This is a genomic window from Leisingera sp. S132, assembly GCF_025144465.1.
GTDB lineage: Bacteria > Pseudomonadota > Alphaproteobacteria > Rhodobacterales > Rhodobacteraceae > Leisingera.
Genome location: NZ_CP083553.1, coordinates 3,129,344 through 3,150,000, shown reverse-complemented (window position 1 = coordinate 3,150,000; position 20,657 = coordinate 3,129,344). Strand labels below are relative to the sequence as shown.

At 56.4% G+C, this 20,657-nt stretch carries 12 protein-coding genes, 1 tRNA gene and 2 rRNA genes (1 of these 15 cut by a window edge); 4 read left to right on the top strand and 11 right to left on the bottom strand.

Annotated features, from left to right (window positions below; all coding sequences use genetic code 11):
* The 3 genes from K3725_RS15590 to K3725_RS15580 all read left to right on the top strand — a co-directional run.
* Positions 1 to 1,656 (top strand): 23S ribosomal RNA (locus K3725_RS15590) (it extends 1,172 nt beyond the left edge of the window).
* Positions 1,657 to 1,874: 218 nt separating this feature from the next.
* Positions 1,875 to 1,989, top strand: a 5S ribosomal RNA gene (gene rrf, locus K3725_RS15585).
* A gap of 45 nt (positions 1,990 to 2,034) precedes the next feature.
* Positions 2,035 to 2,111 (top strand) — tRNA-Met (locus K3725_RS15580).
* Between the two features lie 387 nt (positions 2,112 to 2,498).
* Here the strand turns inward: K3725_RS15580 and K3725_RS15575 are convergent.
* The 5 genes from K3725_RS15575 to K3725_RS22635 form a co-directional block, all read right to left on the bottom strand.
* Positions 2,499 to 2,711: a hypothetical protein gene (locus K3725_RS15575; RefSeq protein WP_260016205.1), complete on the bottom strand. Its 213-nt coding sequence runs from the start codon at positions 2,709 to 2,711 to the stop codon at positions 2,499 to 2,501.
* 24 nt (positions 2,712 to 2,735) lie between these two features.
* Positions 2,736 to 6,359 (bottom strand): DEAD/DEAH box helicase, encoded by a 3,624-nt coding sequence (locus K3725_RS15570; protein ID WP_260016204.1) that lies wholly within the window; start codon positions 6,357 to 6,359, stop codon positions 2,736 to 2,738.
* A complete protein-coding gene (locus K3725_RS15565; RefSeq protein WP_260016203.1) occupies positions 6,359 to 7,312 on the bottom strand; it encodes a hypothetical protein in 954 nt (317 codons plus the stop codon). Before K3725_RS15565 ends, K3725_RS15570 begins: the two co-directional genes overlap by 1 nt.
* 279 nt (positions 7,313 to 7,591) lie before the next feature.
* Positions 7,592 to 9,259 (bottom strand): IS66 family transposase, encoded by a 1,668-nt coding sequence (gene tnpC, locus K3725_RS15560; protein ID WP_260016202.1) that lies wholly within the window; start codon positions 9,257 to 9,259, stop codon positions 7,592 to 7,594.
* Between the two features lie 200 nt (positions 9,260 to 9,459).
* Positions 9,460 to 9,720, bottom strand: a complete 261-nt coding sequence (locus tag K3725_RS22635) for a helix-turn-helix domain-containing protein (RefSeq protein WP_409201575.1) — start codon at positions 9,718 to 9,720, stop codon at positions 9,460 to 9,462.
* A gap of 843 nt (positions 9,721 to 10,563) precedes the next feature.
* Here K3725_RS22635 and K3725_RS15555 point away from each other — a divergent pair.
* A complete protein-coding gene (locus tag K3725_RS15555; protein WP_260016201.1) occupies positions 10,564 to 14,298 on the top strand; it encodes a hypothetical protein in 3,735 nt (1,244 codons plus the stop codon).
* 225 nt (positions 14,299 to 14,523) lie between these two features.
* On the opposite strand, the gene K3725_RS15550 is transcribed toward K3725_RS15555, so the two are convergent.
* The 6 genes from K3725_RS15550 to K3725_RS15525 form a co-directional block, all read right to left on the bottom strand.
* The gene (locus tag K3725_RS15550; RefSeq protein ID WP_260016200.1) at positions 14,524 to 15,618 is read right to left on the bottom strand and encodes an AAA family ATPase; all 1,095 of its coding nucleotides are present in this window, start codon (positions 15,616 to 15,618) and stop codon (positions 14,524 to 14,526) included.
* Between the two features lies 1 nt (position 15,619).
* Entirely contained in the window at positions 15,620 to 15,994 is a 375-nt protein-coding gene (gene tnpB / locus K3725_RS15545; protein WP_260016199.1) for an IS66 family insertion sequence element accessory protein TnpB, read from the bottom strand.
* Complete coding sequence (locus K3725_RS15540; protein WP_260016198.1) at positions 15,991 to 16,392, bottom strand: hypothetical protein; 402 nt, start codon at positions 16,390 to 16,392, stop codon at positions 15,991 to 15,993. Before K3725_RS15540 ends, tnpB begins: the two co-directional genes overlap by 4 nt.
* 87 nt (positions 16,393 to 16,479) lie before the next feature.
* Positions 16,480 to 17,799 carry a recombinase family protein gene (locus K3725_RS15535; RefSeq protein ID WP_260016197.1) on the bottom strand — a complete coding sequence of 440 codons (1,320 nt, stop codon included), beginning with the start codon at positions 17,797 to 17,799 and terminating at the stop codon, positions 16,480 to 16,482.
* A 35-nt stretch (positions 17,800 to 17,834) separates the two neighbouring features.
* Positions 17,835 to 18,878, bottom strand: coding sequence for a tyrosine-type recombinase/integrase (locus K3725_RS15530; RefSeq protein ID WP_260016196.1), 1,044 nt, complete (start codon positions 18,876 to 18,878; stop codon positions 17,835 to 17,837).
* Complete coding sequence (locus K3725_RS15525; protein ID WP_260016195.1) at positions 18,875 to 20,575, bottom strand: hypothetical protein; 1,701 nt, start codon at positions 20,573 to 20,575, stop codon at positions 18,875 to 18,877. Before K3725_RS15525 ends, K3725_RS15530 begins: the two co-directional genes overlap by 4 nt.
* Between the last annotated feature and the right edge of the window lie 82 nt (positions 20,576 to 20,657).

Sequence of the window (20,657 nt, the reverse complement as noted above, 5' to 3'; positions counted from 1 at the left end):
CATGAGCCGAAGCCGAGGATGCACATAGTGCATGGTAGCAGAGCGTAGTGTGACATAGTCTCATTCCTCCTTAGATCCTTCGGGGTCATTGGAGGAGAGAGGCTTTCGATGAAGCCGGGGCGTGAGCCATCCGGTGGAGAGATCACTAGCGAGAATGATGACATGAGTAGCGACAAAGAGTGTGAGAGACACTCTCGCCGAAAGTCCAAGGGTTCCTGCTTAAAGCTAATCTGAGCAGGGTAAGCCGGCCCCTAAGCCGAGGCCGAAAGGCGTAGGCGATGGGAACTAGGTTAATATTCCTAGGCCAGGAGGATGTGACGGATCATGAAGGTTGTTCGCCCTTATCGGATTGGGCGGGCCGCTGATTGGTCCCTGGAAATAGCCCTCCATCAGACCGTACCCTAAACCGACACAGGTGGACTGGTAGAGAATACCAAGGCGCTTGAGAGAACGATGTTGAAGGAACTCGGCAAAATACCTCCGTAAGTTCGCGAGAAGGAGGCCCGGGTTCAAGGCAACTTGGATCCGGGGGCACAAACCAGGGGGTGGCGACTGTTTATTAAAAACACAGGGCTCTGCGAAGCCGTAAGGCGACGTATAGGGTCTGACGCCTGCCCGGTGCCTGAAGGTTAAAAGGAGGGGTGAGAGCTCCGAATTGAAGCCCAGGTAAACGGCGGCCGTAACTATAACGGTCCTAAGGTAGCGAAATTCCTTGTCGGGTAAGTTCCGACCTGCACGAATGGCGTAACGACTTCCCCGCTGTCTCCAACATCGACTCAGCGAAATTGAATTGCCTGTCAAGATGCAGGCTTCCCGCGGTTAGACGGAAAGACCCCGTGCACCTTTACTACAGCTTCGCACTGGCATCAGGATTGTGATGTGCAGGATAGGTGGTAGGCATCGAAGCCGGGACGCAAGTCCCGGTGGAGCCTCCCTTGAGATACCACCCTTCGCACTCTTGATGTCTAACCGCGGTCCGTTATCCGGATCCGGGACCCTGCGTGGCGGGTAGTTTGACTGGGGCGGTCGCCTCCTAAAGAGTAACGGAGGCGCGCGAAGGTTGGCTCAGAGCGGTCGGAAATCGCTCGTTGAGTGCAATGGCAGAAGCCAGCCTGACTGCAAGACTGACAAGTCGAGCAGAGACGAAAGTCGGCCATAGTGATCCGGTGGTCCCGCGTGGAAGGGCCATCGCTCAACGGATAAAAGGTACGCCGGGGATAACAGGCTGATACTGCCCAAGAGTCCATATCGACGGCAGTGTTTGGCACCTCGATGTCGGCTCATCTCATCCTGGGGCTGGAGCAGGTCCCAAGGGTACGGCTGTTCGCCGTTTAAAGAGGTACGTGAGCTGGGTTTAGAACGTCGTGAGACAGTTCGGTCCCTATCTGCCGTGGGTGTAGGATACTTGAGAGGAGTTGCCCCTAGTACGAGAGGACCGGGGTGAACGATCCACTGGTGGACCAGTTGTTATGCCAATAGCAGTGCTGGGTAGCTATGATCGGACAGGATAACCGCTGAAGGCATCTAAGCGGGAAGCCCCCCTCAAAACAAGGTATCCCTGAGGGCCGTGGAAGACCACCACGCCGATAGGCCGGAGGTGTAAGCGCAGCAATGCGTTCAGCTGACCGGTACTAATCGCCCGATAGGCTTGATTTGATCCAGTAACAGACAGTGTTACACGGAACCAAATAAGCAAACACATCCCAAAACGCAAAACTTGGACTGTTGATTGTAACCGACGCAGGTTGTTGTGCCTGCCGCTACCCGGCGGTGACACAGCAACCGGGCGGCAACGCGCATTTGCTGAAGCAAATACGCTGCCTGCCGCTCGCCAGCCTTGCTCCGCAAGGCCGTCGGAGTTGGATTTTTCTTGGTTTGGTGGCTACAGCACAAGTGAAACACCCGGTCCCATCCCGAACCCGGAAGTTAAGCACTGTCGCGCCGATGGTACTTGGGCTCAAGCCCTGGGAGAGTAGGTCACCGCCAAACCTAGTAAAATCCAAACATCTCTCTAAACGATACAAAAAAACCTGACGCGGGATGGAGCAGCCAGGTAGCTCGTCAGGCTCATAACCTGAAGGTCGCAGGTTCAAATCCTGCTCCCGCAACCACTTTTACCGAACACTCAAGCGTGTTCCCGTCAAGCCCTTCTCCGGAAGGGCTTTTTGAGTTTTGGGCCAGGCCGATCATCGCCGCCAGCGCGCCTTCGAGAGCCACCGTGGCCTGGCCGTTCTTGTGGCTTACCACCACGCGCTCGATGAGACCGCGCACCGTCTCCAGGGCCTCAGTGCGGACCTCTGGGTCTGCGAGGGTCGCGGAAAGCTCGGCGACCTTCTTTCGGTAAAGCTCAGAGAGATTGGGATTGAACCGAACCGGTTCTGGGTAAGCGTTGCATCTGACCCCCAATTTGAGGCCTATCCTTAACGCTGCCTTCTTTCCATATTGGCGCGTAGCGCCAATATAGAGGTCAAAATCCACACCTTCACGGCGGGCACCAGTCAGTCCTGCTTATTGTAGTGAAAGTCCGGCGAGGCGGCGTCCGAGAAACCTGCACCGCAGCGGGCATTGCTTTTCGACACGTCGGGCGGATAGGGGATATTCGCTGCGGCACCGCCCAAGGGCCGCTTCTGGCTTTTTGATCCGCCTATCCGCTCAGCCAAGAAGAGAAGCGAAAAGCCACTCATCAGCAGCCGATTCAAATCAAGCTCCACTTGTCCGGAGTAGTTTCGCAGAGATCACCGATGCCGGGGGCGTGCGAATACTCGGCTGACGGTAGCCTGCGTCCCGGCATCGAGCACATAATCATTCGCAATATCAGACTGGTCATACAGTCCAAACTCGTCCGACGACCGGGCAAGCTCGTAACCAGACGCGTCGAGCCAGATAACTTCGTCTGCACCGGCCATCGGCAGGACATTGTAGCGTTTCATGGCGCCGGTCGTCCCGGTCAGCTCGGCTTCTTCCCGAACGACCTCCGCGTGCTCCCTTTCGCGGGCAGGCAGGCTCCGTTCCCAGCCCAGAAACTGCTGGGGATCGATCAGGTCTTCAGAGTCCGGCGCGTCAATCGCCTCGCCGAGCCATTCCTCGAATGCAGGCCTAAGTGCTTCGGCTTCCTCGCGCGTCTTCGCGCGTCCTTGCGCCAACGCGAAGGCGACAAAGGGGTCGAGCGTTCCCCAGCGTAGCAGTTCGCGCGCCCAGAAGCCGAACCAAGGGAGCCCTGTTGTGGCCTTCCATTCGGCAAGTGAGGGAACAGCGAGCGGATCATCGGCACCAGAAGTCCATTTCTGCGCGACGACCGCGCCGATCGCGACCCCCAAGCGAAACTCCAGATTGTCGGCGACAAAACGCTGGCGAGCGCGAAGATTGCCAGCTTCGGGCACTTCACTGCCCGGCGCGCGCATCCACCAGCTCAATACGTCGGTCCAAGAAGCGAGGACCTCGCGATCGCCGACCGTATCGCGGACACGGAAGCCGAAGCCGCGATCCTCCTTCAAGAGCTCGCCGAGGGCCTCGAACCGGTCCAGACGCTGCGCCGCGGTCTCGACACCATACTCGACGGCAGCCGTCAGCAGATCGGCGATTGCCGGGGCGATCGCTTCGAACCGCCTGCCGATATAGGGCGAAAAGCCATATTGGTAGAGCCGCCGCCGTTCATCGGCGTCGGGATAGAGGTCTTCGACGATCGCGTGCCCGCGGCGCACTATCGCGTCCTCGAGCCACGCTTCCTGAGCGGCTGCGGCGACCGTGAAGGTGTTTTGCCAGAGCGCAGCGAGCTTTGCCTCGGCCTGCGGCCCATCGAGTTCGGCATCGAGCAGGCTGAGTTCCTCAAGCGCTGTCATGATGAAGGCATCCAGTTCGTCGACCGTGTCGGCAAGCCGGTCAATGCCGCCGGTGGCGCCGGTTCCAGCATCGTCGCTAACTTCGCCGGGTTCGATCTGTTCGAGCCAGTTCAGAAAGGCCTCGTCGGTCAGATGTCCAAAATAGAGCCGCGCCTTGTCGCGCAGTTCGCTGAGTAGCATCGCGAGCGGACTGAGGGTCGCATCGGCTGCCAGTTCGTCGAGCCGGAGCTTCTCGCGCAACGCTTCATAGTCCTTGCGCAGAGCAGCCATCTGGTTTCGCTGTCTCTGTTTCTCCCCATTGGCAGTGGTGGCGATTGTGGTGGGCAAGGCAATCAGCGTTAGCCCTTCCATTCCACGCGTTGAGCCTGGCCTGCCAGCACGACCAGAAAGGTTCCGGAACTCGGCCGGAGTATAGGGTGTTATGACCGGCTCCTGCTTCACGTTGTCGTAGGCGGTGCGCTTGAGCGAGGTCACAAAGATAATGTCGAACGGGAGATTGACGCCCTCGGTGAGAGTCGCAGTCGCAACGGTGATTGGACAGATCTTTCCGTCAATCAGCGCCACCATTAGCCGCCGCAGCCGCTGCGGCATCTGGCCATGGCTGGTTGCTATCCCGCGATCGAGCAGTCTCACCTCATAGGAACCTGGCCCGCAATAATCAACGCAGGCAGCCCGGGCTTCGGCGAACAGCTCACCGTCTCTTCCCTCGGGCGGCACGAAAGCCGGCAGACCCTGCCAAGCTGGCAGGTCGAAGGATTCTGCATACCATCCCATCGTCTGTTCGGGCTGCTGCGCCAGTGAGATCAGGATCCTGCGATCAGTTGCGGCGAGGTGCAGCGCCGTCCACAGCACGGTCACCTGGTTGAAGCGATAGAGACTGGACCGCATCTTTGATGGCAGCTGCGCCATCGGCGGGATGTTGAGGTTGAGGTAGACCGGGTCATCACGACCCTGCACGTAGAGCGGCCGCCCATTCATGAGGTCGAGGAGCATCGTACTGCGCCGCTCAGACGCGGTCTCGAGCACACCGATAACTTGCCGGGTACTGCGATAGCGCGTACCGATTGCTGTTGCGTCGGCGGTGCTCTCCATCCACCGTGCGACAGGTCCGGCGGCCCCGCCGGCGACCGCGGTGAGCGCGATACGAACGATATCGGGCGTCTGGGTGAGCAAGCGTGCGACGAAGCTCTCGAGCCTGAGAGAGCGGCTGCTATGATCGGCGAAGTCGCTACGGCCGCTTTCCGTATCTTCAGGAAGGACCTGATGCGCCTCATCGACGATTAGGAGCTTGAGGCGGCTGAGAAGCAGCGGAGCGAGATATCGCATGAGCGCATCGGCCTTTTCGACTGTGGCGATGAGCACGGTCGGGCGATCGGCGTTCAGCCAATAATCAGTGATCCCGCAGTCGGCGCCGCCATAAAGGCCGGTGACTATGAGATCTCGGCCGAGTTCGGAGGTCAGTTTCGCTTCAACCTCACCGGCGAGCGCACGGGAAGGGACGAGATACAGGGCCAGTGGCACGACCTCGCCATGATCGCGCAGCAATAGTTCCTTCACGAGACCGAGATTGGCGACTAGCGTCTTGCCCGAACCAGTCGGCGTGCAGAGCGCGAAGGATGAGTTCTCGAGAAGGCGGGTGAGACCGGCGCGCTGCGACGACCACAAAATGCCGCGACCGCGCGAAAACTGATCACGCGCAAAGGCCAGCATACGGGGCATGCGCTCGAGGTTGAGTTCACCAAGAGCACGAACCGAACGATAGATACTGGCGTCGGAAAACCGTTCGGCGACTTGTCGCAACAGGCTGATGAGCAGCGAAACATCATCGCTGAAGGTACGTAGGGCCATGGCGTCGAGCGCCTTGAGCTTTGCAGCCGCTTTACCGAGACGGTTATCATCACCGCGCCGGATCGAGTCGGCAAACAGGCCGAGCGCGCGAATGAGTTCGACCGTGAAATACCAACTAAGACGGTCATCCCTGTCTTCTTCGAGGATGCGTCTGGAAGAGCCGGAGACGGTCAGGTCGCCATTCTGATCCCAGAAGGCCGTCGCTTGGACGAGCACTGCGTCAAAATCGGCTCGGAAAAACGCGGCGAAAAGCTTCGGGCCATCTTCCTCAAGCTCTAATTGCCCGAGAAGACCCGATGCCATCGCTGGCAGACCGCCGAGTTGGAAGGCGGCGCCTGATAGAAGTTCAATCGGCGCGAGCGTCCGGATGTCGTCTCCCGAACGCGCCAGCCATTCGAGGATCTCACCGGCCCGCCGGTAGCAATCAATGGCGCGAGAAGAGTTATGCCCCTCGATCTCTGCGAATATCTCTGCTGCCTGCAACAGGCTTCGCGCATCCGCCAACTGAGCTGCGGAATCGCCACGGTTCCAGCCGATCGTTTCGACCTGCCAGCCGATCTGCAGACAGCGGACATAGGAGCGCGCCTGATTGGCGGATATTTCGTTTTCTAGCGCGAGCCCGGTACGGGCGCCGTTGGCGATCTCGAGCCTCTGTGGGTCGTTTGCTGGCATCAGGTGGCCCAGAGCGTGTCATATACGCCATCGATCAGATCATCGCCGTCGTTCAAAATGAGTTCGACCACCTGCAGATCGTGCGGAGCCGTATAATCCTCGGGCAATTTTTCCCAGGGGATGAGCGAATGTTTGGACTTCCGACTCGGCACATCGCCCCCCGAGATCAAGATGAGGTTGGTGCGCGGCAATGGCTCGGCGTTCCTAACCACCAGCACGCGATCAAGTTTGGCAATCGCAGCGGAATAGCCGTCGGGGTCAATTTCCCGCAGCAAGCGCTGCAACTGCCGAAGCCCGTGCGGCGCTGGAATGTCTCGATTAATCTGGAACCAGATACCCTTGCCGTCATGCTCGAGTTCCTCGGTGTCAGGATTTTTCTTTTTCTTGCCGTACATGAGTTCGGCGACGACAGCCGGCTGGAGCTTCTTTCGCCACTTGGCCTCTCCAGCGATGAAGCGCTCAATATCTCCTTGGTCATCGAGTGCGAGCGCAAGAAAATCTGAGCCACGCCTTCCATAGACTTCGCGCTTGCGTTCTTCATCCCGGGCGAGCGCGAACAGATAGGCCTCTGCGTCTTCGTGGTAACGGAAGAGAAAGACCGGGATAGTCCACTTGTGGCTGCCGATATATTTGAAATGCTCGGTGAGCATGCCGGCCATGACTTCACCAAACAACCCGCGCCGCGTGATCGGCGGCAGGCAAGTCGGATAAGTGATATGCGGTTCGGGCGCGTCGGCATCAGGGTGAAGCTCGATACCCATCTGTTCGTGGAAGAATACGCGGGCGTCGGCATGGGCGGATTCGAAATAAGCGGTCAAATCAGAAATCAGATCGTCGTCGCAGTCGCAAGCTTGCTCGAGCAGCAAGTGCCCATAGTTGCCGACTTCGCTCGGATATTCCGTAAGCCATCTTGCCAGCGCGGCTTTTGGTGGTGGGCAATCGTGCAAGGTCACTGTCGAACTCCTCACACTATGTGTATGGAAGTCCCGCGACGGGATAAAGCCTTAATGTTACAAGAAATTACCCCCCAATCGACCAAAGCAGGAGCGCGAAGCAGACATTTGATTGGAGTTGGCCGAAAGGTGGTTTCGGGCCGTCCCCAGAGCCTTGCAAAGCCATCTTGGTGCGCCTTGCTGTCGCTCGTGCCAAACAAGCGTCATGTTACGAGCGCGGGTTTCTTTGTCGGCCTCATCAAGTAAGAAAGAGCGGCGCTTATACCGCCGCTCAAGAATTCAGCGTTTGATCATAAACTCCACAGGAGCATTCCAAGGCAGAAGCTTCTCGTATTTAGACCGGGGGGTTTTTAGCGTAATCTGGTCAAACACCCATTTTAGATAGCGCTCTGCATTCACACCATTTAGCTTGCAAGTCTCGACCATCGACGAGAGTATGCCCCATGCTTGCGCGCCTTCGTCGCTGCCGACGAATAGAACGTTTTTGCGCAACAAAATCGTCGGTTTAAACATGCGCTCGACTGCGTTGGTATCGAGATCGATACGCCCGTCATCAACAAACCGAGTCAATTTCTCCCAATGCCTAAGCACATAGCGGATTGCCCGCCCCATATCGCTTTTTTGAAGATGGCGCTGCCACTGTTCGGCAAGCAAAGATCTTAAGCGGTCGAGTATAGGAATGGAGAACTGTCCTCTATGGGCTTGCCTGATTAGAGGTGGCTTACCTCTGATTTTCTCCTCTTCATCATAGAGCTCCCCGATAAGGTTGATAATTGTTTCTGCATCATAGGTCTTGTTGAACTCAAACTCGTCGGTAAATTTTCGCCGAGCATGGGCCCAGCACTTTACTGGAGTAATATTTTCCACTGGCGTTCCCGGCATACCCAAGCGTCCGTATCCGCCGTAAGCGTCGGATTGAACGATTGCCTTGACACCGGATAGGATGTCGTGAATGTGGTGCATCGCTCGCGTCTCACGGGGGTAATAGATCACGATGGGAGGTTTATTGCCGCCAAAGGCTCTGTCATCGCGCAACAAGGCATACATGTAGGTGGTACGTGTCTTGCCCTTACCAGGTTGAAGCATGGGCAATGTCGTTTCATCCATGAACAGGCGGGCACTGTTCATCTTAAGCTCTTTTTCCATCATCTCATAAATGGGCAGAAGTGCTTCTGTGGCTAGACGGTTAGACCATCTCATGAGAGTGCTACGGCAAAGGTCGATACCTTGAGAATTGAATATGCCCTCCTGGCGATACCAAGGTAATTGCCAGGAGAAACGCATCGTGATTGCGTTTGCCATCAACCTGTTGGAAATTGAAGTGTTCGGGAAGATGCGTGGCTCGAAACGCGTACCGACTATCTTGTCTTCCCGCCGACAGCGGTATTTCGGGTATTCGCGAACCGCCACATAGTAACGTGCGGGGATCACCTCCAATGTTTCATTTATCTCAGAATCAAAAATCGAGCCGCCGCAACCACAGGGGCATTTTCTATCGTCTGTCCCCATGAACATGTCGCGTTTTTCCAGAAAATCTGGCCAGACACGCTTGCCACGACCACTGGTGTTGCGTGGTTTTGATTTACGTTTTGCGGGTTGTTCTTTCTCGGCGTCAGTCGATGTGTCAGCGGTGGCGGCGTATTCGCAATTGGTGGCTGTATCAACCTTTCCACCGGCTAACTTCGGTGCCGAGCCTTCGCCTGGGTTTTGGTCCGCACTTGGTCCAAACTTCATCTTGTTGAGCTTTGCGATCTGACGTTTCAAGCGTGTCAGTTCTGTTTTCAATAGCTTTATTTGCGCGTTTGCTTTCAGGGCTTCTTCGAGAAGGGTTTCGTTCTCCGAAGTTACTTCACCCCATAGGCCGCGAACACGCTGAGCCAACCCCGGACCTTCAGATCCGGCGGATGCTAAGATATCAGCTTCTACTTGTTCAATTGAATCGAACATGTCCTAGGGCGCGGAGAAGACCGCGCCCTCCATCCCAGTCACGGAGGCAAAGCTCTTTCGAGCACGCCCACCGAATTGCGGGCGAGTCGCTTGACTTATCGCTTGATGTGAGGGATGAGAGGATAAATCGGCGCTAGACGATTTTCCGAGGCCTGTGGGATGCCAGTCCCAGGGCCTCGGCCTTTCAGAGCCCTGTCAATTTAGCGCATCGGCGATCTCCCAGTGGCGGCTGGGTATCGGTCAAGAAAGAGTTCACCGACCGACACCCCGAGCGCTTCCGCTAGAAAGCTCTCGATACGTGCAGACTTGCTCTTACCAAGGGAAACTGAGCTGACTGCCGAGGTGCCAACGCCTGCGCGGCGACCGATCTCTGCGAGAGAGAGCGCGCGCAACGACAGCTCATACCTAATTCGAGCATGCCGCTCTCGATCAATGCTTAGATCAATGCGTGTCAATTGCACCTCCGCGAATCACCCATGCACGGAGATCGCGGATTATCGGGTATAGGTCAACCCATCAAGTTGACACGTCTAGAGACGCCACTGGATTAGGTGGCGTTGGCCGTCAACTACACCCCGCAGCCGATGTGGTCAAGGCTTACGTTTTTCGCAAATGCCTCTCCGTTGCGAAGGCCTATGCGAGTCGCCGGCTGCCCACTCGGTCCCAAAACGAATTTGTTACATTTTTTCAGCACCTTATTGAGAGCCAGCTTCTAGTTTATGTAACTGATGTCGTGCTCAACACCGGCTGGCTGCATGAATTCTCGCATGATCGCTCGGGTCATTCGCATTCTGAATTTTCTGGAACTTTGATTCTCGCGGGGAGCACGGCGAGATCTGGTGCCATCTGTAGCCAGAGAGCGCGGCATGTCGATCAGTCTAGCAATAGCGACGAGTCATCTTTCCCAGATCATCAGTGGCCATGCTGCAGCTGTGCTCCACAGCCAGAGAGGCGCACTAGTTAAGCCTTGCACAGATATGGGCGTGAGGCGCCCTCACCATGAGCAACCGGCCCGGAAACAACGATCACGCGGACTTCAATGGATGATAGAAGAAAGCCATTTATGGCCGACCGTGCTTGCTTCACTATGAAACAGAACTCGAGCGAGAAGAACGGCTTCCCAACCAACACACAGAGAGAGCTTGCTGTTTGGGGCAAGGAGTTCCGGGGTCGAATTTTCTTGGGCTCACTACGGTGTATCATCGTCTGGAGAATTTGGATCAGCTTTTGGTTGCGTCGCTTGCGCGAAGGTGGATAGTACCCCCTCATAAGCGCTTAGATTTGACACGGGTGGTGACAGTAAATTGCGGTGGATTTCAGCACAAGAACTTGAGAATTGGGCCAGAACACTTGCTTCTGAAACCGAGCTTCCAGGAATTGTATCCGACCTTATCCGTGCGTCGATAGACGACATTTCCGACATACGGTTTCCAAGCGGCGACAAAGGGCGAGTTCGTGGTTTCGATGGCCATCTTACTTGTCAGACGGCGAAACTCTTTGTCCCAAAGGGTAAGTCGCTTTGGGAATTTGGAACTAATCAGAACTACAAATCGAAGGCATCTGGAGACTTTGAAAAAAGATCCAAAGAGGTGCCGCTTCATGAAAGACAAAAGACGACATATGTTTTCGTATCGCCATGGACGTGGGATAGCAGCGATAAAGAAAATAAGCTGGAAGATTTTATCAAAAATCAAAAGGAAAAGTATGATTGGCTTGATATTCTTTATATTGATGGAAGCAAGCTTCAAACTTGGTTTGAGAGTTGCCCAGCAGTTGCAGCTTGGCATGCTAGAAATACAATACGCATTAAACCACGCTCAGGTGTAAAGAGTATTGACGAGTTTTGGGATGATTTTGTCGGCAGATTCGATCCCAAGCTTGTCGAGGGCATTCTGTTATCCGGCCGCACCGACAATGCATCCTCTTTAGTGGACCAGCTAATGAGCGGCCCGGGTCCAATTAAGATTTCCGCCGATTCGACGGATGAGGTTATTGCATTCGCGATTGCTGCGATCAGATCAGCGAAACCTGAAGCAAGACTCTTCCTGGAAGCGCGAACATTAATCATCGATTCGTTAGAAGCAGGCCGCAATCTACTTTCACATAACAACCTAATCTTTCTGCTGAATGGTGAAACAGTCGGCACACCTGGCCAGTTTTATGATCGAGCGGCGACACTGATACCTTTAGGCAGACGACAAAAGAGCGGCACATCCAGTCAATTGAACCGCCCAACTGGATATGAGTTGGGTAAAGCACTCTTAGAGCTAGGCATACCCGAACCAAAAGCGATGGCTCTTGCGCGCGGCTGTGGTCGCAGCTTGTCAGCCCTTCAACGACTCATACCTAGCGGAGGCTACTCCGAGCCCAAGTGGTGTACAGACACCCAAATTTTTCCGGCCATCCTCGCTGGCGCCTGGGATGGCAGTAACGATGCCGACCGTGAGTTGATTTATCACCTGACCGGCACAGCTGACTACGATGAACTAACAGATCGTTTGCGCGTGCTTGCAAAGGAAGATGATCCACCTTTCGTAATTGAAGGTGGCGTTTGGAAAGTAAGCGCCCCAATCGATGCATTCATTCATACCGCCGGCCGAATGAACCGGAGACTCTTTACGTTGCTTGAGGCTTCGTTCCAAAAGGTGTTTTCTGCTGTTCGGGATGATGAGCAAGAAGAATTTCTAAACAGTTCCTCGGAAAAGTATAAGTCTCCCTACAGTGAGTGGTTGCGTGAAGGGTTGGCCAATACGCTTCTCATGATTTCAGCACTGGGAGAACAGGCCGAAGCCGAAATTGATGACGATTATGGAAAAAGCTATGTCGACAGAAATATTGCTCGACTTCCAGGACTTAATGGAAATGTTGAGCTACTTGCCTGCATAAATAATGAACTCCCATTGCTTGCAGAGGCCTCTCCTGTCCCTTTCCTACGCGCCCTCGAGCATTGGCTGGAGGGCGACGTTGGCTCACTTCGTGAGATATTTTCTGAGGAAGAAGGAGTTTTTTCTCCAACAACCTACCATACAGGCCTGCTTTGGGCTTTAGAGACCTTAGTTTGGGATATTGAGACATTTGCAAGGTCCGTCTTGGTCCTTGCGCGCTTGGCTGAAATTGACCCTGGCGGAAGATTGGTCAACAGGCCAATAAACAGCCTTAAGGAAATATTTTTGCCTTGGCTGCCAAACTCTGGAGCTACTCTAGAGCAAAGAAATGCGATGCTCACCAAGCTTGCAAGGGAAATGCCTGACGTTTCCTGGAAAATGCTGGTAGATTTGCTTCCTGACCGCACTCCAAGCTCGAGTGGCACTCGGCGCCCTCAACTTCGAGAGCCCGCAGGGGGTGAACGTGACAGCGTCACGTACCAAGAATATTGGGATGCGATGCACCAGATTATTGAACTGGTCATCGACCTGGCCGCCCAAGAGCCTTCACGTTGGCTTGAAATCATTAGAGACTTAACAGGGTTCCCTGAAGATGAGAGGAAACGAGCCTTGGCGGCTCTAAAATCATGCCTGGAGCTTACTTCCGAAGTCGAACGGCAGCCAATTTGGGAGGCTCTTCGGGACCGGATTAACGATCACAAGAGATTCCCCGACGCTCAGTGGTCTCTCGCTCCGCATGAACTCGGACCGTTTGAAGAGTTAGTGAACGAGTTTGAATCTAGAAACCCAGTTTCTAGTAAAAAATGGGTATTCGATTCTTGGGATCTCCCCACTGAGGGAAACCAGTCCGTCGAGGACCTGCGGGCTTCTACCATAATGGAGCTTTTCGAGAAATTTGGTTCAGAGGCTGTGGTTGAGTTGGGCAATGATGTGAAGCAGCCCTACATTGTTGTTGAGGCTTTAGAGAAGGCTAGCCTGGGCATTTCTCAGCTCTCGAATATCTTTCGGAGATCTCTCGAGGAGCCGAATGGTCTCGAGTTTTCCGTCGGAATCTCCGGCCTCTTTCGATCTGCCGCAGGAGAGGAGCAAGCGGAAAAACTGCTAAAGGAAGCTATTACGAGCCAAGGGTTGAGTGAAATAACAACGGCAAAGCTCTTGATTTCGTGGCCGATGACATCTGATACGTGGTTTGTGGTAAAACGACTTGGGCCGAAGGTTTTTGAGAACTATTGGTCCTTCTGTAATGGGTATCGCCTGAAAGGTTCAGAAAGATCACTTTTGAGGGGGCTGCTTTATTTTTTGAGGTTCGGTCGTGCATCGGCCTTTCTGGAAGCAACAGGACGACGTTTAAAAGATATCCCTTCCCGCCTAATTTTGCGGGCTCTAGACGTTCTTAACACAGAGCTTGGCTCTGAACGGAATCACTCGAACACTATGACCTCCTATTATCTAGAAAAGGTTTTTGGTGAATTGGACGGTAGATCCGACGTCGATGTGTCCGAGATACTGAAACACGAATTTGCTTTTTTGCCGCTACTTGATGAGAGCAAGAGGGGCTTAAAGCTCCATGAGCAGATGGCAGTAGATCCTGCGCTTTTTCATCAAGCGATATGCTTGGTTTTCAAATCCTCTAATGATACCGACCAATCTTCAATGAGTGCTGATGAAAAGGCTCGGTGGCGATTGGCATACTCGGTGCTATCTAAGTTCAAACAGCTACCTGGAAGTACCGGCACAGAGATTGATGCAAAAATATTGAAGGCATGGACCGATAATGTCCGTGCCTTGGGCGTGTCAACCGGCCATTCAGAGATTACGGATATCTATGTCGGACATCTTTTTGCCCATGCCCCAATAGACAAGGATGATGGATGGCCCCATCACGTTGTGCGCGACGAGATCGAACGGATCGGTTCTGAGGTTCTCGAACGAGGTATCCGAACTGAGCGTTACAATATGCGCGGAGTAACGATGCGCGGTATCTATGATGGTGGGGAACAGGAGCGAGAACTCGCGGCTCGATATAGAGAGTGGCAGTCCATTGCCGGACTTTGGCCCAGAACGTCAGCTGTACTGGGCGCTATCGCAGAGAACTGGGAAAAAGAAGCCAAGAGTCATGATATCGATGCCGCTCAACGAAAGCTGAGGAGCTAGGTGTGTAAGTTACAGTTCAGATCTTAGTTGTAGAACACGGGACTTGATCTGACATCTCTGCTCTTCTGGAGCGCAAGGATGGAGTGTCGATCAATGACGAGTATTCAGGACAAGATCATCAAACCGAAGCTGGGGCTGCTTGCCAAAATCGCCCGGTTCCTCGCAACCGGGCGTGGTGCTCCATGACCATTGTTCGTTTTGGCGGCCACCATATACAGGCGGCGATCAATGCAAAATCGGGTGTCGTTCCAGATCGTATGCACGCTGGATTACACGCGCTGCGGTTCGCAAACTCATACTCTGGTTCTTCCGGCCCGAGCGAGCGAACGCTTCCACTGCAGCTTCGATCCCTGTGTCATCAATACCCTTCTTGTGACCCTCGCGGCGAATAAATTTCACCAGCTCAGCTTGTGTCAGATGCCGCAAACGGATTGGCGGGCATCTGCTTAGAAGAGGCTCGGGCAGGCTCCGGAAGTCATTCGAGGTCAGCACCCACGCCACCCAGCTCATGTCGAATTTCACTTGGTAGTAAGGGCAGCTCCAGTTTTGCGCCGTCATAGGCTCAAGGAGGGGCAGCAAGGCCTCGGTCAGCCCAAACGCTCGTCCTGATACAGATTTCGCCGTGCCGGCTTTTTCGACCTCGTCAACGACAACCACCGGGTTCGCGACCCGAGATTGAAGAATGGTTTCCAGAACTCGGCCGGGAGCGGCATTGCTCCAGCCTTTCTGTGAGCCGACAATTCCAAAAGATGCGTTCTCATTGGTAGCTTCGATCACTGTCGTAGGAACCGACAGCAATTCACCCAGACGGCGGGCCCAATAGCTTTTTCCAATCCCAGGCGGTCCATCAAGTAGAATAGGCGGCAAGCGAAGTCCTGCCGTTCCGTCTCGAACCGACCTCCGCATCGCGTGCCATATCTGCTCGGTCGCGGCGCCCATCCATGGCATTTCTTCATGCAGCGCCGCCGCAATTTCATCAGCACGATGCTCAGTAGTTATCTCCACGAGATTGACCCCGTCATGCAGCGTCGTGAGGCGCTCGCGGTCAACTCTGACGAGATGAGCGAGGCCGGACGCAGCCTGTCTGCGTTCGATGATCCTTCCGGCGCGTCTTTGAACGCGGATCCTGTCAATGTGCGTAATATCTACCGAAAGCAGCTTTTCGGCATCACCCTCGGGCAACTGTTGTTTGCCAGATCTAAGAGCGGCTACGAGCCCGCACCTCAACAGCCGCAGATGCCGGGTGAAACGCTTCTCCAGTCTTTCTCTGGTTTCCTCAGGCGGGAAAAAACGGACGTCGATGAAGGATATCAATGGCATTCTATTGAACCTCGGCGTGCTGGCTTTGAAAGAGAGCGGGGCGGTGATAGGGCGCAGAGGCAACCCGGCGCCAATCTATCCCCTCAAACAGGGCTTCGAACTGGGCCTTCGTCAGGGTCATTGTCCCATCCGACAATTTAGGCCAGATGAAACCAGCGCCCTCGATGCGCTTGTAGATCAGAACCAGGCCAGTACCGTCCCACATAAGCACCTTGATCTTGTCACGCCCCTTGGAACGGAACACGAAGAAGGCACCTGAAAACGGATCAAGTTCGAAGTTGCTCATGACGTAGTTGGCGAGACCGTCAATGCCCTTTCGGAAATCAACTGGGGTCGTCGCCAGGTAAATCTTGAATGAGTTTGACGGTGCGATCATGAGGTTTGACCGGCAACCCGAATGAGTTTCATTAAATCGGCTTCGGGTATGCTAACTGGGAACTCAAAACACAGCGTACCGCTGTGGAAACGCGCAAACCCAGGAGGTGTGCCGCGAGTTTCGAGCGGAGCTGAAGGAGGCTGGCATTCTTCGGCCATCCTGATTTCGGCGAACGCAGGGCCTTGGACCGCGATATGCTCGCCTCGGCTGCGGCGGTCAGCGACCCACCACTTGCGAACGAGGCATTCATGGGCTCCCAGTTCCGCGGCGATGTCACCGGGAGACAGGCCGTCCTCCCGGATGCGCCGGGTTGCTTCCCGTTTCAGGTCAATTGGCCAGATATTCTTGCCTGAAGGGGATGTTTCAATGGTGAAACCCCAAACCTCATGTTTCGACATGTTCGCCTCCTACTTTGGATTGGAGGCCTACATATCACTGGTTAGTTGAACGCGTTTAGATGCGTTTGAGGGGGGCAGATGCAACGCTTACGGTTCTGGGGCAGGAGCCGCGAGTTCGGAATCTAGCTCTGAGAGGCGTGCCTCCAGTTCTTCCAGCCGAACCAGAAGACCGGGGGTGCGGAGGCCTTCTGCAATCGCGTCATAAAGCCCGTCAAGCTTGTGACTGGCGGTGGCGCGTTCAGACTTGAGCCGCGCGCGGGCTGCTTCCTGGCTGTCAGCTTCGGTGTTGGCGGCCTTTGTGAATGCCTTGACGAAGGCGGCGACGGCATCGGGCTGCATCAGCCTGGCGCGCAACAAGTTCAGCACGGCTTCTTCCAAAATTGGGCGCCGCACGGATTCTTTGTGGTTGCAGGTTCCGAGCTTACGGGCGGCGGAGCAGGCAAGGTAGTCCCGGCCCGCAGCCGCCAGCGGCCCGCCACAGCTGCCGCAGAATGCAATCCCGGTCAGGAGATGCAGTTTACGCCGCTTCTCCCAGAAGCGGGTGGCTTTCATGGCCTGTACCCGGGGCTCGGCCTCAATTTTCCCCTGGCGCGCTTTCACGGCCTCCCAGAGGCTGTCATCGACGATGCGCAGCTCCGGCACCTCTGTGGTAATCCAGTCAGACGGATCATTGAGGCGCGAGACACGCTTGCCGGTTTGCGGATCTTTCACGTAGCGAAGCCGGTTCCAGACGAGGCGGCCGATATAGAGTTCATTGTTCAGGAGCCCGGTGCCGCGCGCGCGGTGTCCGCGTATTGCCGTATCCCGCCAGAGTTTGCCGCGGGGGCCGGGAATGGCTTCGTTGTTTAGGCGCCGGGCAATGGCCTTGGGAGAGTGCCCGGTAGCGAACTCCGCGAAGACGCGCCGGATGATGGCGGCCTCGGGTTCATTGATGCGCCGCTCACCGGTCACCGGCAGTCCGTCGGCGCCAAGGCAGCGGATCACGTCGTAGCCATAGCTGTTACCACCGCCCGAGCGCCCGGCTTCGACGCGCCCGCGCAAACCGCGGCGTGTCTTGTCAGCCAAGTCTTTCAGGAAGAGCTGGTTCATGGTGCCCTTGAGGCCCACGTGCAGTTCACCGATCTCTCCCTCGGCCAAGGTGACGATACGCACTCCGGTGAAGGAGAGGCGTTTGTAGATCGCCGCAATGTCGGCCTGATCACGGCTGAGCCGGTCCAGGGCTTCCGACAGCACCACATCGAACTGTCCGTCCTGTGCGGCTTGGAACAGCGCTTGCAGGCCGGGCCGCAGCATGGAAGCGCCGGAGATGGCGCGGTCGGAGAAGTTGTCGGCGACACGCCAGCCTTCGGACGCGGCGCGTTCCCGGCAGAGCCGCAGCTGGTCCTCAATCGACGCCTCGCGCTGCATCTGGCTGGAAAAGCGGGTGTAAATGGCAGCTCGGGTCATTGGCGATTCTCCTTCAGCCGGGCAATCAGGGAGGCGTAGTCGCGTCCTGCCTCGATAGTCTGTGCATGGATGTAGTGCCGTTCGGCTGTTCTGAATCCTTTGTGTCCGAGGACGCCGCGAATGAGGCGCGCACTTTCGGGCGAGCTTCTTGCCAGGGTCGTGGCTGCGGCATCGCGAAAGAAGTGGGGTGGAACCCGAACGCCGGTCATGCGCAGGGTTTGCCGGGCGATGCACCGCCCAATACCTGTATAACGCAAGCCGTTCCCTTTGCGGTTAAGCCAAAGGCTAGAGATGTTGCCTTGGCCGCGCTGCGCCAAAAGGGGGCGGGCTTTGTCTATATAGGCACGCAAAGCTGCCGCAGCCTGAGGAGGTACCTCTGCCTCCCAAGGCTGACCGGTCTTGCTCAAGTCTTCCGGAATGGAAACCAGGATGAGATCCTGACCGACAATGAACGAGCTACCGAGTTCCAGGCCTGCGAGCGCGCGCAGGCGTATGGGCATCAAGGCAAGTAGTGAAATCATCGCGCCGTCTCGCATGTCCGTTGCCGCGTAGAGCGAATGATCCAGGCGTGATGCCGAAGTTTCGACCAGCTTGAGCCCAGCTTCCAGCAGAACTGCGCTGGAGAGGATGCGGCCGTGCTTGCGGGACTGCAAACCGCGCCCTGCGTGGTACCTGAGGCGCTTGCGCAGCTTGGTTTCCTGGGACCAATCGCGGCCCGGGGCCGCGGCCATGGCCACCCGGAGCACACCGTCCACAAGCATCAGGCGTGTCATGTCTGCCAAACGGTCCAACGTGCTCAGCCACTGAACCAACCGTGTGCGGGTCACCCGCTCGACCGGGGCGCAAGCAAGCGTAGACGGCTCGGTTGCGGCAAGCCACTTCAGCCACTGCCCGTATCGAAGCGAAAGCGTGTGGCGCGATGTCTTGCGTAGATGGATGAGAGGGCCTTGGCCGTCGAGGGGACCGCCGTCGGCAAAAAGAGCAGCCCACATGGTCCGGTCTGCGGCAGGCCACTGTGGGATCGGCAGGATGAGACTCATTCAGCACCTCGCTTCAGCCCGGCAACCAGATCGGCAAAGGCACGGGTTGCGGATTTGGCTTCCAATCCAGAGTACATGTTGATTGTGTGACTCAGCTCCGAGTGACCAAGCAGCCGGCGGGCGACTTCATATCCGCCGGGGTTGGCGTCGAGCCAATTCATCACGGCGAAGTGGCGAAACAGGTGAGCATTTACTGTGAGTCCGGTTTCCTTGCGCACCCGCCGCGCAATACGCTCGGCTAGAACCGAGGGGTCGACGGGGCCTTCGCCCGACCGCTGCGGAAAAAGGTAGGGTGTGCCTGCCGGGCACATGTAAGGAACTCTGGACGCAAGGTGGGTACCGACAAGACGCACTAAACCCGGTGGAAGCTCGAATTCGATCGGGCGGCCGGTTTTTGTGTCGTCTTCGGTGAGGCTAAGAAAGACGCGCCCATCACCGGGGCGCTGAATATGGCGATCAAATTCCAGACTGGCGAGATTCTTGACCCGAATTGGGCACACCAGCAGGATGGCGATGGCCAGCGCTTCTTCGCGAGCAAGGGCAGTAAGATACGGCTGCCTCTTGCCTGCCGGCCGCTCAAAGACCTGCTCGGGCAGCTGCAGAAGGCGCAGCCTGTGCTTTGGCACCTGCAGCAGACGGAGGCGTTCCCGGTTCTTTGGCGTCATGCCATTCTGCGGGCGGGCAGCCACCTTGGAGGCAAGCATCGTCAATTGTTCACGCGTTTCCTGAGAAGCGTCGAGGACCTTGGCAAGGTTGCGCAGCAGCGCTGCCACCTCACTGATGCTGCGGGATGTCTTGTTCCCGTTTCTGGCGAGCATCTGCCGCAGGCCGCGTTCGGCATTCGCGGGATCGAGCAGGAAGGCAACACCGGTGATCTCCGAGGCGTCCAAGCCCGAGTGCACCAGCTCGGAGGCAAAGTGCATGATCTGGCGGCGGTACTGCTTAAGGGTTGCGGGGCGCAGAGCGCGGCTCCGGCCGCTTTCTGACAGCGGATCTTCATTGCCCAGGCTGGCAATAAGTACATCGGCATCATCCTTGAACGCGGCCGGGAACACCTCCTCCGAGATGCGGATTTTCTTTTGGCGGTTGGGCAGAGCAATGGGATTTGCAGGCCAGCCCGGAACCCGGCGGATGGCGAGGTTCCACCCATTGACCGCCGCTCTGTAGCTCCTTTCAGGATCCTTGCTGATCTCGTTGTGTTCGAGGGCACCGCGATAGGCTAGAGCGTGCTGTTCTCTCACCGCGCCAGGGTCAACCGCAATGCGGTTCAGGAAATGCACGAAGCGGACAAGTGCGGTCTGCAGGGTCTTGTCGTCCATTCCACGGACCTGATCCCACAGAAGGCGCCAGGGTTCGCTCAGATCGCCAATGCGGCGATGGCGCCGCACAAGGATGCCGTGTTCGGCCATCGCCGCCCGGGCATTGCTCACCGCGTTTTGCCAGGTTTTTGGCTTGATGCCGATCAGCGCAGGGCTAACCTTGGAAAGCCGGGGTTGAAGCCACCGGCCGTCGCAAGGAATGTCACTGGGCGGCAGCCCGAGCGCATGTGCGACGCGTTTGAGGCCCGAGATCATGTCGCGTTGGCGGGTGGGGAAAAGCGAGCCCTGTGCGGAGATGCTGTCGATCAGATCCTGGAAGCTGAGTGTGCCTGCAGGAACAAACGCATGATCGAGAGAAATCGCCTTCTGCTGTATCATCGGGATGGCCTCACACCGGTCAAAGTTGGTCTCGGGTGGACAGCTGGGGACAGGCCGCCCGATTCGGGAGAACTCTAGCACA